Genomic DNA, 17,086 nt, shown 5'->3' with positions numbered 1-17,086 from the left:
TCTGTCACGTTGCGGCCCTTCGTGACGCTCGGCTGGCGCCTCGCTCCTCAGGGACCGTGGGGCTGCCCGCGCAAGCTCCCCCAACCGATCCCTGAGGAGGTCCGGAGCGCTAGCGCTGCGCTAGCGCAGGACCGTCACGAAGGGCCCTTCGTGACGCATCCTCGCAAGCTCGGAGGCTCCTCAGGGACCGGGGCAGCGCATCCTCCCAAGCTCGCTGCTCAGGGACCGGGTGAGTCTCGGATCAGAAGAAGCCCTTCGCATTCTGCGCATATCCGACCAGCAGGTTCTTGGTCTGCTGGTAGTGCTCGAGCATCATGAGGTGGGTCTCGCGACCGATGCCGGACTGCTTGTAGCCACCGAATGCGGCGTGGGCCGGGTAGTCGTGGTAGGTGTTCGTCCACACGCGACCGGCCTGGATCTCGCGGCCCGCGCGGTATGCGGTCGCACCGTCGCGGCTCCACACACCGGCACCGAGACCGTAGAGGGTGTCGTTGGCGATGTGGATGGCGTCGGCGTAATCCTTGAACGTCGTCACCGCGAGCACCGGGCCGAAGATCTCCTCCTGGAAGATCCGCATCTTGTTGTGCCCGTCGAACACGGTCGGCTTGATGTAGTAGCCGCCCGACAGGTGGCCACCGAGGTCGGCCGGCTCACCACCGATGAGGACCTTGGCACCTTCCTCCTTGCCGATCGCGAGGTAGGAGCTGATCTTCTCGAACTGGTCGTTGGACGCCTGGGCACCCATCATCGTCTCGGTGTCGAGCGGATCGCCCTGCTTGATCTGACTGACCCGATCGACTGCCTTGGCGATGAACTCGTCGTAGATGTTCTCCTGGATGAGCGCGCGGCTGGGGCAGGTGCAGACCTCGCCCTGGTTGAGCGCGAACATCGAGAAGCCTTCCAGCGCACGGTCGAGGAAACCGTCGTCGCTGCTCATCACGTCGTCGAAGAAGATGTTGGGGCTCTTGCCGCCCAGCTCCAGCGTGACCGGGATGAGGTTCTCCGACGCGTACTGCATGATCAGGCGGCCGGTGGTGGTCTCACCGGTGAATGCGATCTTGCGGATTCGGTTGCTCGATGCCAGCGGCTTGCCGGCCTCCACGCCGAACCCGTTGACGACGTTGAGGACGCCGGCAGGCAGCAGGTCCGAGATGAGGCTGATCAGGTAGAGGATCGACGCGGGCGTCTGCTCGGCGGGCTTGAGCACGACCGCGTTTCCGGCGGCGAGCGCGGGGGCCAGCTTCCACACGGCCATGAGGATCGGGAAGTTCCAGGGGATGATCTGGCCGACGACGCCCAGCGGCTCGTGGAAGTGATACGCGACCGTGTCCTCGTCGACCTCGGAGATCGAGCCCTCCTGGGCGCGCAGCGCACCGGCGAAGTAGCGGAAGTGGTCGATCGCCAGCGGGATGTCGGCGGCCAGGGTCTCGCGGACGGCCTTGCCGTTGTCCCAGGTCTCGGCGACGGCGATCTTCTCGAGATTGGCCTCCATGCGATCAGCGATTCGGAGCAGCACCAGCGAGCGCTCGGCAACCGAGACCTTGCCCCACTGGGGTGCGGCCTTGTGAGCGGCGTCGAGGGCGAGTTCGATGTCCTCGGCGGTCGAGCGGGCGACCTCGCAGAACGTCTTGCCGTCCACCGGGGAGGGGTTCTCGAAATACTGTCCCTTCACCGGCGGGGTCCACTGACCACCGATCCAGTTGTCGTAGCGGGACTCGTAGCTCATCACCGATCCATCGGTTCCGGGCTTTGTGTAGACGGTCATCTGTTGTGCTCCTCAGTGTGTTCCGAGTTGAGGTGACGGGTTGTCACACGGGCCACGAGCGGACCCTCATGTGATCTGGTGCACACACTAGGAGCGGGGTGGTTGCACCTGCGTTGCAGCGACGTACGCAACGTTGCAACCAGACCTACGCGCTGGTCAGAGGCGTGATCGTGGCGCGACGACCGACGTGATCCGTTCCAGCGCCTTGGTGAGCAACTCCGGTGAGCACCCGACGTTGAGCCGCGCGAACCCGCGTCCCTGGCTGCCGAACGCCGGTCCCGAATGCAGCGCGACGCGGCCGCGCTCGAGGAATGGCGGTCGCAGGGTCGTCGCCGAGCCCGGTCGCGCGCAGATCCAGCCACGCGAGGTAGGAGGCCGACGGACGGTGCAGCAGCACACCGGGCAGATGCCGCGCGATGTGTTCCTCGAGAAGGTCCAGATTGCCGACGATGACGTCGAGGGTGTCGTCGAGCCAGTCGTCGCCCTCGGCGAATGCCGCCTCGCTACCTGCGCGGCCGATGATGCTGGTTCTGAACCCGACCTCCTCCGGCTGCCGGTCGATCAGTGCCCGGGCGCGTTCGGACGCCGTCACCGTCAAGGCGCACTTGGCGCCCGCGATGTTGAATCCCTTGCTCGCCGAATGCGCCGCGACGCCGACGTCGCGCGCCACGTCACTCACCGCGAGGAACGGCGTGTACTCGGTGCCCGGGTGGACCAACGGGGCGTGGATCTCGTCGCTGACCACGACGGCGTCGTACTCGGCGGCCAGATCTGCCAGCCGCGCGAGGTCGTCGGGCGGATGAATCAGGCCCAGCGGATTGTGCGGATGACACAACAGCACCGCCCGCGCACCGGCGTGCAACGCCTGCTCGATCCCCGGTAGATCCAGGTGCCAGCGGGCAGCATCTTCCCCGTCCGCGTCGAAGCACAGCGGCACCTCGCACAACTGGCCGCCCGCCTCGGGGATCAGTTCGAAGAACGGTGGATAGACGGGCGGAGTGATGATGACCGGATCTCCCGACTCGATCGCCACACGTAGCGCCTCCACGATCACCACGCTGACGTCGGTGGTCAGCCGCACGTCGGCGGGTTCGACGTGCCAGTCCCAGCGACGTCTGGCGAAACCGCTGAACGCCGTCCCCACCTCGCCGGTGCCGCCGCAATAACCGACGTCGGATGTTCGTATCTGCGCCGTCATCGCGTCGGCGACCACAGGGGCGAGCGCAAAGTCCATCTCCGCGACGAACATCGGGATCACGTCGTCGGAGTAGGTCCGCCATTTCGCGCTTCTGCGCCGTCGCAACTCGGCGAGTTCGGGTGTCACCGTTGCTCTCGTCACCAGTCCCTGCTTACCACCGGCGATCGCGCACTCCCACCCGAATCGGACAGTGACGGGTCCGCCGACTTTGGGCAGACTGGGCACATGACCTTCACCGCACGTGATTTCCCCGTCCGTATCGGCCTCCAGCTGCAGCCGCAGCACGCTCCCGAGTACTCGATGATCCGTGACGCCGTGCGCCGCGCCGAGGACATGGGCGTCGACATCGCCTTCAACTGGGATCACTTCTATCCGCTGTACGGCGCTCCCGACGGCGAGCACTTCGAATGCTGGACCATGCTGGGCGCGTGGGCCGAGCAGACCAGTCGCGTCGAGATCGGCGCCCTGGTCACGTGCAACTCCTATCGCAACCCGGAGTTGCTCGCCGACATGGCGCGCACAGTCGACCACATGTCCGGTGGCCGCCTCATCCTGGGCATCGGGTCAGGCTGGTTCCAGAAGGACTACGACGAATACGGCTACGAGTTCGGGACCGCCGGAAGTCGCCTGAACGACCTGGGTGAGTCACTGCCGCGGATCGCCGACCGTTTCGGCAAACTCAATCCGAAGCCGACGCGCGACATCCCGGTGCTGATCGGTGGCGGTGGCGAGAAGAAGACGTTGCGGCACGTCGCCGAGTACGCGAACATCTGGCACTACTTCGTCGACGTGCCGACCTATGAGCGCAAGTCCGCGATCCTCGATGAGCACTGCGCGGCCGTCGGCCGCGACCCCTCGGCCATCGAACATTCCGCCGGTGTCCGAGCACGCACCGCCGACGATGCGGTTCGGGAGGCCGATGAACTCGTCAACGCCGGGATCTCGCTGATCACCGTCGGGTCGTCCGGACCCGACTACGACCTGTCGGCACTCGAGGCCGTCTGCAAGTGGCGCGATTCGCAGAACGGGTAGCGCGACCGGATGACGGGGGTCCGAGCCTGTCATGTCCGGCCGATAGATTGGTACGCATGCCTGCCTCTGCCACGCTCATCCGTCGGCTGGGCCTGACCCTCGTCGTCCTCGGTCTTGTCGCCCTGATCACCCCCGGTCTGTTCGCTTCCGTCCCTGCGCACGCCGAACCGCCCACCCGGTTACCCACACAGGTGGTCGACTCGGCGAACGTGCTCACCACCGCGCAACGCAACCACCTGCAGAACTCGATCGATCAGCTCTACACCGACCACGAGGTGCAACTCTGGGTTGTGTACGTGCGCAACTTCGAGGGAATGTCGGCCGAGCAGTGGGCGCAACAGACCGCAGCCACAAGCGATCTCGGCGACCGTGACGTTCTGTTGGCGGTGGCAACCGACGATCGCGCCTACTACTTCAACTCGGCCGAGGCCATCGACGAACTCGACCAGAACGCGCTCGACGACATCGCCCGCGGCGACATCGTCCCCGCGCTCAAGGACAACAACTGGGCCGGTGCCGGCGAGGCTGCCGTGACCGGGATCTCGTCGGCCATGACACCCTCGCACACCGGACTCATCACTGCGGCAACCGTCGGCGGGGTCGCGATCGTCGGCGGAGCGGGGGCGCTGCTGTACACCCGCCGTCGCAGACAGCGGCGCATCGACGCCGGTGTCGAGGCCATGCGGGAACAGGAACTCACCGGCGACCAGCTCGTCGAACAGCCGCTCGAGGTACTCGACCCGTGGTCCCGGGAGGTCCTGACCGACACCGACAACGCGATCCGCACCAGCGAGGAGGAGCTGGCGCTCGCGATCGGTGAGTTCGGTGAGGCCGAGACCGCTCCGTTCTCGGCGGCACTCGCCGAGGCCAAGAAGGGTCTGGCGGATTCGTTCGCGGTGCGCCAGCGCCTCGACGACGCGATCCCCGAGACACCGGACGAACAGCGCGCCATGCTCGTACAGATCATCACCACCTGCACCGACGTCGACGCCGGACTCGACGCCGAGGTGGAGAGCTTCGACGCCATGCGCAACCTGCTGATCAACGCCGACAGCCGACTCGCCGAGCTGACACAGAAGCTCGTCGCGGTCCGCGCACGGATCGAGACGTCGCAGACCAGGCTCGACGAGCTGATCGCCAAACACGGCGAGACGGTGCTGGCCTCGATCGAGCACAATGTCGCGCTGGCCCGTGAGGAAGTGGACTTCGCCGAGCACAGTGCCGACCAGGGACGCGAGGCGGCCGCTGCGCCTGCGGGCGAGCAGGGGCCGGCGGTGGCCGCCATCCGCTCGGCCGAAGGAGCCATCGACCAGGCGAACAAGCTGCTCGACGCCATCGACAACGCCGATCGCAACATCGCTGCCGCGCACACCCGGATGCCCGCGCTGATCGAGGAGGTCGACGGCGAGCTCGCCGAGGCGGCCGCGCTCACCACCGATGGCGGGCCGGATCTGGCGACCGCGGTGTCGACCGCGACGACCGCACTGGCCAATGCCCGTGACAGGTTTCACGACGATCCGCTGGGCACCTTCACCGCCCTGGCCGATGCCGACGCGGATCTCGACGATGCACTCGACGCCGCACGGTCGGCCTCGGCGGAGCGGCAGCGGCGTACCGAGCGGCTGAACGCGGCCATCACCTCGGCGGAGGCCAGGGTCTCGGCCGCAAGCGATTTCATCGCGACCCGGCGCGGCGCCATCCAATCCGTGGCCCGTACCCGGCTCGCCGAGGCGCAGCGCCTGCTCGGGGTGGCCACCGACACCGCCGCCACCGACCCGGCAGGCGCGGCCGCCACCGCACGCCGGGCGGGCTCTCTCGCCGACCAGGCGTTGATGGCGGCCCAGGGTGACGTCGCACAGTGGCAGCAGAGCCAGACCCCGCACCAGTCGGGACCGTCGGTCGGCGGCGCCGTCCTGGGAGGCATCCTCGTCGACAGCTTCCTGCGCGGCACTCTCGGGGGCGGCGGACGCGGCTGGGGCGGGGGCGGCTTCGGCGGGGGCTACGGCAGCGGTGGCCGCAGCCCCGGCTCGTTCGGTGGGTCAGGCTCGTCCGGCCGGATCGGGGTCGGCGGGCGGTTCTGACGGTCGGCTACCGCCGCGAGGTGCGGCGCAGCCGTGTGTTGACGAACTCGCCCAGGCCCCAACGGCCCAGCTCACGTCCGTAGCCGGAGCGCTTGACCCCGCCGAACGGAAGGCCGGGCAACGTGGTCCCGTGCTCGTTCACAAAGGCCATCCCGACGTCGAGGCGGTCGGCCACCTGCTTGGCCTTATCGAGATCCGTGCTCCACACCGATCCGCTCAGTCCGAACCCGACGTCGTTGGCCAACGCCACCGCCTCGTCGACCGACGACACCCGGTAGACCATGCCGACCGGACCGAAGATCTCCTCGGCGTAGGCATCCATGTCGGGCGTGATGTCGGTGAGCACGGTCGGCTGGAAGAACGCACCGTCACCCTCGACCGGCCGTCCGCCGGTCCGCAGGGTCGCCCCTTGCTCGACGGCGTTGCTGACCTGGTCGGCGATGGTGTCACGGGCGGAGATCGACGAGAGCGGCCCCATGTCGGAGTCCGGATCCGACGGATCGCCCACGGTCGCGGACTCGAACCGGGCGACGAGCGCCTCGACGAAGTCGTCGTAGAACTCGTCGAGCACGATGAAGCGCTTGGGTGAGTTGCACGCCTGTCCGGCATTCGAAAGACGCGCCGCCGCAGCTATTTTCGCCGTCCGCGACATGTCCTCCGTGTCGAGGACCACGAACGGATCCGACCCGCCCAGCTCCAGCACGGACTTCTTGAGGTGCTCCGCGGCAACCTTCGCCACCGCAGCTCCGGCCGCCTCGCTGCCCGTCAGCGAGACACCGCGAACAGCCGGATCGCCCAGTAGCTCGGCGATCTGGTCACTCGATGCGTAGACGTTGACGTAGGCGTCCTCGGGTACGCCGGCGTCGTGCAGGACGTCGGCCATCAGCTGGGAGGAGGCGGCGCAGATGGACGCGTGCTTCAGAATGATGGTGTTGCCCAGCAACAGGTTCGGCGCCACGAACCGCGCGACCTGATAGTAGGGGTAGTTCCATGGCATCACGCCGACGAGCGGGCCGACGGGACGTCGCTGTACCAGCGATTCCTGTGCTCCCTGCGGATCGAGTTGCTCATCGTCGAGCAGTTCTGGTCCATGCTCGGCGTACCACCGGTAGATGTCGGCGGCGAGTTGCACCTCGCCGGCCGCCTGTGCGGCAGGTTTGCCCATCTCGGTCGTGATCGTCGCGGCGAGTTCGTCGGCGCGCTTCTCGTACAGCTCGGCTGTGCGCGTGAGCGCGGCGGCCCGGTCGGCAACCGGGGTCTGACTCCAGTCGGCGTACGCGGCGAGCGAACGTTCCGCGACGGCGTGGACCTCGTTGTCGGGCAGGCCCGCGAATTCGCGCTCGGTCGTGCCGGTGGTGGGATTGGCCGTCATATATGTACTCACAGAACACCGTCCTTTCCGTTGACGGTCGGTGTTTCCTGATTGCGCTTGGTTGAACCCGGGGTGCGGCGGTCTCCCGCCACGCCCTGTTTGCTTCAGGTTCATGCGCACCTGCCCGTGCGTTTCACTCGCATACCTAACGTTCGGGCAGTCTCGTCCAGCCTACAGAAAGCGCCCGGGAAGGCTCTATCGTGCGTATTCCGTTGCAGTTGTTCGCATCATCAGGGGAACAGGTCGGCCGCTCCGCGCGTGCGCGGGCCACCTGTCGCTACAAGTGCGGCGAGGCGTGCTGGCATGAGCCGGGCAACACCAGCGACAATCCATACTTTCGGAACATGCTGCGCGCCAGCGCATCTCGTCGAGCAGTGCTGCGATCGTCGGCCGGTGCGGCCGTCGCTGTCGGCGCCACATCCGTGCTCGCCGCATGTGGTGCAGGCGACTCGTCGGACACCTCGCCGACCTCGTCGTCGCCGGCAGACACGTCCGCACCCCCGGGAATGAATTTCACACCGGTGCAACCGAACACCAAGGATGCCCTGATTATTCCCGACGGGTACCGACAGCAGGTCGTCATCGCCTGGGGCGACCCGGTGCTCCCCGGCGCGCCCGCGTTCGACGTCGCGAACCAGACGCCCGAGGCCCAGGCGATGCAGTTCGGCTACAACAACGACTTCGCCGGCCTGATCCCCGTCGACGGCGTCTCGGGACACCACTACCTCGTCTGCAACCAGGAATACACGACCGAGGAATTCATGTTCCCCGGCTACACGGGCGAACCCACCGAACAGCAGGCCCGCACCTCGATGGCCGCGCACGGCGTCACGGTGGTCGAGGTCGCCGCCACGCCAGGCGGCGGAGCATTGACTCCGGTTGTCGGACAACGTAATCGGCGTATCACGGCGACGACGCCGATCCGACTGACCGGCCCGGCCGCCGGCAGCGAGTACACGCGGACAGCCGCGGATCCCACCGGTACGACGGTCCTCGGCACCATCGCCAACTGCTCGGGCGGACTCACTCCGTGGGGCACCATGCTCTCGGGCGAGGAGAACTTCAACAACTATTTCAGCAACGTCTCCGCGGTGACCGATGCCACCACCAAGGAGCGCCTCGACCGCTACTCCTTCACCGACGACGCCGACTACCACCAGTGGGGTCGTTTCGACAGCCGGTTCGATCTCGCCCAGGAACCCAATGAGGCCAACCGCTTCGGCTACGTCGTCGAGGTCGATCCCCACGACCCCGCCTCGACGCCGGTGAAGCACAGCGCGCTGGGCCGTCTCAAGCACGAATCGGCGACGATCCACGTCGTGGGCTCCGGGCCCGAGGAAGGCACGGTGGTCGCCTACAGCGGCGACGACGAGAGGTTCGAGTACATCTACAAGTTCGTCTCCGGCCGGAAGATGAAGACCGGCCTGTCTGCGGCGGCACGGTCGCACAACCTCGGCATCCTCGACGAGGGAACGTTGTACGTGGCGTCGTTCACCGGCAACGACCCGGCCGCCATCGACGGCAGCGGGAGCCTCCCACCCAGCGGCTCCTTCGCGGGCAGTGGCACGTGGCATCCGTTGCTGACCGTCAACGCCGACGGTTCGGCACGTTCGCATGTCGCCGGCATGAGCCCCACCGAGGTGGCCGTCTTCACCCGGATGGCTGCCGACAAGGCCGGTGCCACCAAGATGGACCGCCCCGAGGACATCGAACCGCACCCCCGGACCGGCAAGGTCTATTGCGCACTGACCAACAACTCCAAGCGCGGCACCGACGGCGAGGCCGCCGCCGACTCGGCCAACCCTCGCAACGAGAACAAGAACGGCCAGATCATCGAGATCACCGACAACCACGCCGGCACCGACTTCACCTGGGACCTACTGCTGGTGTGCGGCGACCCGGCCGAGGCGGACACGTATTTCGGTGGGTTCGACAAGACGAAGGTCAGCCCGATCTCCTGCCCCGACAACGTCGCTTTCGATCCGCACGGCAACCTGTGGATCTCCACCGACGGCAATGCGCTCGACACGAACGACGGCCTCTTCGCGGTGGCTCTCGACGGTGAGCAGCGTGGCATGACCAAGCAGTTCCTGACCGTGCCGATCGGCGCGGAGACCTGCGGCCCGATCGTCGATCAGGATCGCGTGATGGTCTGCGTGCAGCATCCCGGCGAACTCGACGACCATTCCGCAGACAACCCGGGGTCGCATTGGCCGGACGGCGGCACCACGCAGCCACGTCCCGCAGTGGTGGCGGTGTGGCGCGACGGCGGCACCCCGATCGGGGTGTGACCGGAGCCTGAACCACCGTGCGTCACCACCCGATCCCTGAGGAGCCTCCGAGCCTGCGAGGATGCGTCACCACCCGATCCCTGAGGAGCCTCCGAGCCTGCGAGGATGCGTCACGAAGGGCAACCCTCGGTCAGACTTGGCTCAGTCGCCCTTGCGCCCGATGACGAAGTAAGCGATCGGCCCGAAGTAGTTCACGAAGCTCAGGCCCACCCACAGCGGTTTCGGGCCCTTGACCTGCGCTGCCGGGCGACGCTTGAGATCGCGCAGGGCCGCGCCCTGCAAGGCGAACTGCACGATTGCGCCGACGATGATCAACGCGCGCGAACGGGGCGGGAGCTCGGAGAACCGCTTCTTCGGACCTGTCATGCACTTCACAGTAGTCGTCGCTTTTATTTCGAGAGCCTAAGTATTAGGCTTGCGAATGTGTCTGATTCCGAGGTCTCCGCGTTGGCGGTCGCACTGCGACCGACAGTGACCAGGCTCTACCTGTCCCTGCGACGTCGCACTCCCATCCAGGAGTATTCCGCCGCGCAGGCGTCCGCGCTGTCCGTTCTGCTCGACGACGGACCGATGCGCATGGGAGCACTCGCCGAACGCGAGTCGATCCGCATGCCGACCGCCACCGCGCTGATCGACGGTCTCACCCGCAACGGACTCGTCGAACGTCGTCCCGACCCCGCCGACCGCCGCGCCGTCATCGTCGATCTGACCGACCATGGCCGCGCTGTTCTCGACCAGGTGCGCGGACGTCGCGACAGCATCCTGACCGCTGCCCTCGCCGAGCTCAGCGACGCCGACCGCGCGGCGCTGGCCGCCGCCGCCCCCGCGCTGGCAGCACTCCGCGAACAACTCGATGCCCTCCCGGCACACGCCGGAGCGACGACATCGACCGAATGATCCAGAGGAACACATGACAGTCATCGACAACCGTGGGGTGTCACCGACACCACCGGCCGAACACCACGAGCCATCCCTGATGGAGACCTTTCGTCAGCAACCGCGCACGGTCTGGGTGACCGCGTTCGCCGCTGTCATCGCCTTCATGGGAATCGGTCTCGTCGACCCGATCCTCAACTCCATCGCTGAAGCGCTCAATGCGCCGCCGGAGAAGCTGACCCTGCTGTTCGGTGTCTATGTCGGCGTCCAGTGCGTGGCCATGCTGCTGACCGGTTGGGCCGCTTATCGATTCGGGCCCAAGCGGACTCTGAGCGTCGGTCTGACGTTCATCGTGATCGCCGCTTGTGTCTCGGCCTTCGCGAGCGGCATCGATCAGCTCATCATCTACCGGGTGCTGTGGGGCCTGGGCAACGCGTTGTTCATCGCGACCGCTCTCGCCTTCATCGTGTCGGCGGCCAAGGGCAGCCAGCACGGCGCCATCATGCTCTACGAGGCGGCCCTGGGCGTCGGCCTCGCCGTCGGCCCGCTGCTGGGAGCCGTACTGGGCGAATGGAGTTGGCGTGCACCGTTCGCAGGCACGGCGATCCTCATGCTCATCGGCGCCATCCTGTGTGCCGTGATGCTCCCGTCGGATGGACCACGGACCAACCGCGTCCCCGTACGGATCGTCGACCCGCTCAAGGCTTTACGTAACCGCACCCTGCTGATCACCTCCATCGGTTCGGCGTTTTACACGGGAGCCCTGTTCACCGTCATCGCCTGGGCGCCGATCGCCATGGGTCTGCGGCCGATCTACGCCGGCCTCGTCTTCTTCGGCTGGGGTCTGTTGACCGCACTCGCCGGGGTGTTCATCGCACCTCGACTCGCCGACCGGATCGGCCAGAAGGGCGGCGTGATGTCGGCGATCGCGGTCTATGCGGTCGTGATGTCGCTGGCCGCGATCGGCGTTCTCGCCGGCCACGTCTGGTTGATCGGGCTGGCCGTGATCCTGTCCGGCTTGCCGTCCGGTGTGCTCAACACACTCTTCACCGGCGTCGCGATGTCGTCGGGCGACGCCTCGACCCCACGCTCCGTGTCGAGCGCCGGCTACAGTTTCCTGCGCTGGGGCGGTGCGGCCGTGTCCGCGGTGCTCGTCGCCCACCTCGCCGACTGGTTCGGCTCGGTCGCCGCGCCGTTCTGGTTCGCCGCCGCCTACTGTGTGGTCGCTGTCGCGGCCGTCAGCTTCGTCCGCAGCCAAGCCGCCGACAGCCATGAGGTCGACGAGCAGGCCGCGCTGATCGGGGCCGAGGAGTACTGAACCCTCCGACCCTCCTGAGCTGCGTCGATCATTCTTGTCGGACCGGTGTCGTAGATTGGCAACCAGCGAAATCGAAGCAGTGATGTGATGCCGGATCGGCCCTGTAGGGGGTCGGTCACTTTTCAGAGATATGTGGGACGTGTGGTTTCGCCGTGTCCATCTCTCTGAAAGGTGTTGTGCGGTGTCGGGTTCGGATTGGGCGTTGTCGTCGTGGTGGGGTGAGGCCTCCCCCTGGCCCGACCTCGCGCCGATCTTCACCGGCCGTCTGCACGCCGAGGACATCGCCGCCGCCGACACCAACGACCTGTTGGGGTCGATGGCCGCCACCCAGCGGGGTGTGGCGTATCTGGCCTGGCACAACTATCAGCTGGCCGCCGAACTACACCAGCGTGTGGTCGGTGAACAGCCGCGCCCCGAGGATCTGTTGGTGGTCGACGGGTTCGCCGACTGCGCCGCCCGGATCGCGTTGGCGTTGAGCATCTCCCAGACGACAGCCGAACAGCTGGTGCGTGAGGCACTGGCCCTGCGTGATCGGCTCCCCCAGGTGGCCGACCGGCTGCGCCAGGGCCAGATCTCGCCGGCGCGGGTGGCCTCGATCATCGCCCGCACCGACCTCCTCACCGGCCATGACGCCATGCCCGACGTGGATGCCGAGATCGCCGCCGAACTCGACCTGCACCGCGGCGCCTGGTCGGCCGAACGGCTGCGCGACATGGTCGATCGGATCGTGTTCCGCCACGACCCCGACGCGGTCCGCGAACACCGCCGCCGCGCCCTGGCCCAGCGGCGTATGTGGACCACCCCCCAACCCGACGGCATGGCAACCATCACCGCCTCGATGGCGGCGGAGAATGTGCGCATCGCCGCCGCCGCCGTCACCGCGCTCGCCGCGGCCGCCTGTGCGCACGATCCGCGCACCACACAGCAACGCGCCTCGGATGCGATGTTCGCGTTGCTGTCCGGAACCCGGTTCGAATGCCGGTGTGGGCGTGAGGACTGTGCCGCGCAGATCCCCGAGCCGGGCTATGGTGCCGCCGGTGGACGCCACGATCGTCATCCACGTCGTCTGCGACGAATCCACCCTCACCGGTGACGCCGCGCATGCCGGGTGGATGGCCGGGCACGGAGTCATCTCCGATGAGCACGTCCGCGAGTTGGCGGCCCGCCCGGACGCGATCGTCAAACATCTGGTGCCCACGGGCACCCCGCAGAATCCGGACGGCACCTACACCCTGCCCGCACATCTACCGTCGAACCCGTACCGGCCCTCAACCGCGCTGGACACCTACATCCGGATCCGGGATGGCTACAGCGTGGTCCCCGGCAACGACACCCCCTCCTTCGCCCCGGGGGCTGATGTGGAGCATGTCGCCGAATACGACCACACCCACCCCGCCGCCGGCGGGCAAACCAGGCCGGAGAATCTGAACATCAAAGACAGGTTCTTCCACCTCATCAAAACGTTCGGCACCTGGATCGATGACCAGTACCGCGACCGGTGTGGCCGGCTACGCACCGAGTTCACCACCCCCGAAGGCCTGATCATCGAGGGCGACCCCCACACCATGGAACCGTTGTTCCCCGGCCTACTCCGCATCGGATTCGCCACACCCAACCCACCCGGCGCACCCGCGGCATCGGCGGACCACCCGACCCCACCACCAACCCCACCCACCCGACCGATCACCCGACTGGCAGCCAAACACAACCGCAGACGACAAGAACGGATACGCAACCGCAGACGACGGGAGGCCGACGATCAGTAGGACTACTGATCGTCGGCCTCCCGCTGCCTACTCGCTCTCGTCGAGAAGGATCGGCAGTCCGACGTTGAGCGAATGGATGCCGACCGTGGTCGCCAACTTCAGCACCTCCAGGACCTCCCGCCGGGTGACGCCGAGATCGAGTGCGGCTCGGATGTGGCGACGCAGGCCCGGCGCGTACAGGTGGGTGCACGCGGCGTCGACGGCGATGCAGAGCAACTGAACCTCCCGGGGCGACAGCACCCCGCTCTCGTAGGGCTCCATCACCGACGTCATGTAGTTCTCGGTCCACGCGGGATCGAGTTCGTCCAATCCTGTCCACAGCTCGTTCCACGTGCCGTCGGCCTTCATTTGCTCGACGATGCCCGGCTCCGCCATGTCACGCAGGAACTTCGGCCGTGCTGTGCTCGATCAATTCCTGTACCAACTCCACCGCACGTGGCCAGCGACCGTAGCCGGCTGCTGGGTTGAGGTGGCCCACCTCCCCGAGGTCGACCAGCCTGCTCCCCCAGGTCTCGGCCATGCCGGTGACCCGCCGGTATCCGCCGAGTGCGTCGTTGCGGCTCGCGGCCACGATGCTCGGGAACGGTAGCCGCCGACGCGGGATCGGTGGCCATCCACCGAGTTCGATGTCGGCGAGTGTCGGATAGCCCTCGGGCAGTGGGAGTTCCAGGTCAGCCGGGGTCACGAGCAGTGCCCCCTGGATGCGTCGGCTGGGTCGTTGGGCCCAATGGACGGTGGTCAGCACGCCGGCGCTGTGTGCCACGAGCAACACCGGCCCATCGACCTGCTGGAGGACGTCGTCGAGCGCAGTCACACGTGCGGCGCGGCTGAGCTTGTCACGCTCCAGCGGCGGTACGGTCAGCACGTCGTCGAGCTCGGCGGCGAGGTGCGTCTGCCAGTGATCGGCGACATGGTCACGCAGTCCCGGCACGATGACCACGGTCGGCTGCTTCGCGTTCACGCGGCACCGCCGATTGCTGCGAGCTTCCGCAGGCCCAGCGGATGCAGTCGTCGTCCGAGGACGAGCGCGGCGATCGCGATGACGTAGACGAACGGAGCCACTTGCAGCGCCCCGATCAATCCGAGGCGATCGGCGAGGACGCCGACGATGAACGGGCCCAGCGCGAGTCCGAGCAGATTGTTCGCGACGGTCAGCGTGCCCATGGCCGAGGCCCGCACCGAAGAGTGGGTCAGGTTGGCGACCATCGCCGCGGTTGGCCCCGACGATCCGGCGGAGAAGAACGCTCCGATGCCGACGAACACGAGTTGCGCTGTACCGCTGGCCATACCGAAACCGACGGTGAGACAGATCAGTGAGATGGTGCAGAAGCCGATGGCGGCGAACCATTTGCGGGTGATGTCATCGCGGCCGATCCGGTCGGTCACGATGCCGCAGACGATCATGCCGCTGCCGATCAGCAGGATCACCGCCGCGGCCGCGACTCCGGCCTTGTCCGGCGCGAGACCGTAGTACCGATTGAAGAAGCTCGGCATCCAGGCCAGCAGGATTGCGGCCGTGAACATCTGCAGACCGCCGCCGATGTAGGCGCACAGCACGGCGGGATTGGTGAACAGGCTGGACACAGGTGCACGGAAGCCTTTGGGCGGTGCCGCGGACGTCCCGGCCACCGGGTCGTCGGCGGCATGGCGAGCCAGTTTGTCTTCGGTGACCAGTGCACGGAAGAGCGCCACCAGGATCAGTCCCAGGATGGCCATCGCCATGAACGACCAGCGCCAGCCCAGGTGAACGGCGATCACTCCGCCGAGCGCGACGCCGAGCACGGAGCCGAACGAGCCGCCGGCCATGAACGAACCGCTGAGCGTGGCGTGCACACGCGGCGCGAACACGCTGAGCACCACCGCGATACCGACACTGCCGTACGCGGCCTCACCGACCCCGACGAGGAACCGTGCACCCAGCATCTGCTCGTAGTTGGCGGCGACCGCACAGAGCACCGTGGCCACCGACCACAACGCTGCCATCACCACCAGGCTCCGGACCCGACCCCATCGGTCGGCCAGCAGCGACAACGGCAAGGTCAACAGACCCACCATGAGGGCGACGATGCTGGTCAGCGATGCGAGTTGGGAATCCGCGAGGGACCATGTCTCTTTGAGAAACGGGAAGACGGCGCTGAGCACCTGCCGGGACATGTAGTCCGACAGCAACAGTCCGAACGTGAGCGCGAAGACGATCCACGGGTACTTCCGGGATCGGGACGAGGCCGGCGCCGGGGTGGCGTCGTCGACCTGGTCGGTGACGGTGGCGGGGGTGGTCATGGGGTGCTCCTGGGGTGGGCTGGGAGAGAGGCCGGGTCAGCCGTGCTGGGTGAAGCCGACCTGGCCGGGGCGGCGGTTGGGGGCGTAGCCGAGCTTGGCCAACGTCTCGTCGGCGTCGCGGTAGGTGTCGCCGATGCGGTAGATCTCGCGGGCCTCCTTGCCGGTGGCCACCTCGCGTCCGAGTTCACCGGCGATGCGGACCAGCTGCTGGATCTGCTCGACCGAGGTGAACTTCTGGCCGACGCGGCCCCAGATGGTGTCCTCGTTACCGCACCGGGTGTGCAGGCCCATCGCCATGGCCATGGTGTTGACCGGGAGCACCGACCGCATCAGCGTCTCCAGCGTCAGGCAGGCACCGTCGGGGACCCGCTGGATGAAGTTCATGATGTTGTACGGATTCGGGCCGTCGAAGCCGCCTCCGATGCCGACCCAGGTGAGATTCAGCGGACCGGTGTAGACGCCACGGCGGATGAGGCGTTCGACGGTTTCCAGCTGCGGGATGCTGGACAGCTGGAAGTGCGGCTGGATGCCCGCGGCCTGCAGGCGGCGCAGGTGCTCCTCGACCCATTCCGGTCCGGCCGGCACCGTCATCTCGCGGTAGGTGGCCGACAGTTCCGGCCGCTGCAGCGAGGTGCCGGCGATGTCGTCGTCGGTCATCAGTTCCATGATGTTCATCTGGCTGGTGTTGATGGCGATGGTGACCTGGTCGGGCGCCGGGTCGAGCTCGGCCAGCATGTGGCGGGTGTCGTCGGAGAGCCACTTGGCATCCGCGCCATCACCTTCGGGGGCGAACGAGATCGATCCGCCGACCTGCAGGATCATGTCCGGCACCGCTTCGCGCAGTCCGGCCAGCAACTCGTTGAACTTCGACATCCGCTTGCTGCCCTTGCCGTCGAGCTCACGCACGTGGATGTGCAGCACGGTGGCGCCGGCCTCGTAGCAGTCGACCGCCTTCTGGACGTGCTCATCCATGGTCAGCGGCAGATCCTCACGGAAGTCGTCGAGCTCCCATTCCGGGCCGTAGGGCGCTGCGGTGATGACCAGCTTCTCCTGGGTTTCGGGGAAGAGGGCGTCGTCGTGGAAATGCATTGGTTTCTCCTTGGATCA

14 protein-coding genes and 1 pseudogene are annotated in these 17,086 nt (G+C 67.1%); 7 read left to right on the top strand and 8 right to left on the bottom strand.

The genetic code is table 11. The annotated features are described in order from the left end of the window. Positions 1–241: 241 nt before the first annotated feature. The gene (exaC, locus tag ACVT6V_RS04265) at positions 242–1,765 is read right to left on the bottom strand and encodes an acetaldehyde dehydrogenase ExaC (protein WP_489898571.1); all 1,524 of its coding nucleotides are present in this window, start codon (positions 1,763–1,765) and stop codon (positions 242–244) included. A gap of 156 nt (positions 1,766–1,921) precedes the next feature. Beyond that, positions 1,922–3,104 (bottom strand): annotated as a pseudogene (locus ACVT6V_RS04260) (MalY/PatB family protein). An 84-nt stretch (positions 3,105–3,188) separates the two neighbouring features. On the opposite strand from ACVT6V_RS04260, the gene ACVT6V_RS04255 reads away from it, so the two are divergent. Both ACVT6V_RS04255 and ACVT6V_RS04250 read left to right on the top strand, forming a co-directional pair. Beyond that, positions 3,189–3,995: an LLM class F420-dependent oxidoreductase gene (locus ACVT6V_RS04255; RefSeq protein WP_489898570.1), complete on the top strand. Its 807-nt coding sequence runs from the start codon at positions 3,189–3,191 to the stop codon at positions 3,993–3,995. A gap of 56 nt (positions 3,996–4,051) precedes the next feature. Beyond that, positions 4,052–6,076, top strand: coding sequence for a TPM domain-containing protein (locus ACVT6V_RS04250; protein ID WP_489898569.1), 2,025 nt, complete (start codon positions 4,052–4,054; stop codon positions 6,074–6,076). A 7-nt stretch (positions 6,077–6,083) separates the two neighbouring features. Here ACVT6V_RS04250 and ACVT6V_RS04245 read toward each other — a convergent pair whose 3' ends face one another. Then, on the bottom strand, positions 6,084–7,460 hold the full coding sequence (locus tag ACVT6V_RS04245; RefSeq protein WP_489898567.1) for an NAD-dependent succinate-semialdehyde dehydrogenase: 1,377 nt from the start codon (positions 7,458–7,460) through the stop codon (positions 6,084–6,086). A 188-nt stretch (positions 7,461–7,648) separates the two neighbouring features. On the opposite strand from ACVT6V_RS04245, the gene ACVT6V_RS04240 reads away from it, so the two are divergent. Then, positions 7,649–9,739, top strand: a complete 2,091-nt coding sequence (locus ACVT6V_RS04240) for a PhoX family protein (RefSeq protein WP_489898566.1) — start codon at positions 7,649–7,651, stop codon at positions 9,737–9,739. A gap of 141 nt (positions 9,740–9,880) precedes the next feature. On the opposite strand, the gene ACVT6V_RS04235 is transcribed toward ACVT6V_RS04240, so the two are convergent. After that, positions 9,881–10,105: a PLDc N-terminal domain-containing protein gene (locus ACVT6V_RS04235; RefSeq protein ID WP_489898565.1), complete on the bottom strand. Its 225-nt coding sequence runs from the start codon at positions 10,103–10,105 to the stop codon at positions 9,881–9,883. Positions 10,106–10,162: 57 nt separating this feature from the next. Here ACVT6V_RS04235 and ACVT6V_RS04230 point away from each other — a divergent pair, with 57 nt between their 5' ends. The 4 genes from ACVT6V_RS04230 (at position 10,163) to ACVT6V_RS04215 (ending at position 13,699) form a co-directional block, all read left to right on the top strand. Then, positions 10,163–10,636 (top strand): MarR family winged helix-turn-helix transcriptional regulator, encoded by a 474-nt coding sequence (locus ACVT6V_RS04230; RefSeq protein WP_489898564.1) that lies wholly within the window; start codon positions 10,163–10,165, stop codon positions 10,634–10,636. A 13-nt stretch (positions 10,637–10,649) separates the two neighbouring features. Further along, positions 10,650–11,933 carry an MFS transporter gene (locus ACVT6V_RS04225; protein ID WP_489898563.1) on the top strand — a complete coding sequence of 428 codons (1,284 nt, stop codon included), beginning with the start codon at positions 10,650–10,652 and terminating at the stop codon, positions 11,931–11,933. Positions 11,934–12,114: 181 nt separating this feature from the next. After that, the gene (locus ACVT6V_RS04220; RefSeq protein ID WP_489898562.1) at positions 12,115–13,026 is read left to right on the top strand and encodes a DUF222 domain-containing protein; all 912 of its coding nucleotides are present in this window, start codon (positions 12,115–12,117) and stop codon (positions 13,024–13,026) included. Then, the gene (locus ACVT6V_RS04215) at positions 12,971–13,699 is read left to right on the top strand and encodes a hypothetical protein (protein ID WP_489898561.1); all 729 of its coding nucleotides are present in this window, start codon (positions 12,971–12,973) and stop codon (positions 13,697–13,699) included. The genes ACVT6V_RS04220 and ACVT6V_RS04215 overlap by 56 nt, the downstream gene beginning before the upstream one ends. 27 nt (positions 13,700–13,726) lie before the next feature. On the opposite strand, the gene ACVT6V_RS04210 is transcribed toward ACVT6V_RS04215, so the two are convergent. Genes ACVT6V_RS04210 through ACVT6V_RS04195 form a run of 4 tightly spaced genes read right to left on the bottom strand, consistent with a single transcriptional unit; the run spans position 13,727 to position 17,068 of the window. Further along, the gene (locus ACVT6V_RS04210) at positions 13,727–14,074 is read right to left on the bottom strand and encodes a carboxymuconolactone decarboxylase family protein (protein ID WP_489898560.1); all 348 of its coding nucleotides are present in this window, start codon (positions 14,072–14,074) and stop codon (positions 13,727–13,729) included. Between the two features lies 1 nt (position 14,075). Further along, entirely contained in the window at positions 14,076–14,660 is a 585-nt protein-coding gene (locus ACVT6V_RS04205) for an RBBP9/YdeN family alpha/beta hydrolase (RefSeq protein ID WP_489898559.1), read from the bottom strand. Further along, positions 14,657–15,979, bottom strand: a complete 1,323-nt coding sequence (locus ACVT6V_RS04200) for an MFS transporter (protein WP_489898558.1) — start codon at positions 15,977–15,979, stop codon at positions 14,657–14,659. The genes ACVT6V_RS04205 and ACVT6V_RS04200 overlap by 4 nt, the downstream gene beginning before the upstream one ends. A gap of 36 nt (positions 15,980–16,015) precedes the next feature. Beyond that, positions 16,016–17,068, bottom strand: coding sequence for a beta-keto acid cleavage family enzyme (locus ACVT6V_RS04195; protein WP_489898557.1), 1,053 nt, complete (start codon positions 17,066–17,068; stop codon positions 16,016–16,018). Positions 17,069–17,086: the final 18 nt, after the last annotated feature.

The sequence above is a fragment of the Gordonia sp. LMA167 genome (assembly GCF_058130025.1).
This window is presented reverse-complemented; position numbering and strand designations above follow the sequence as displayed.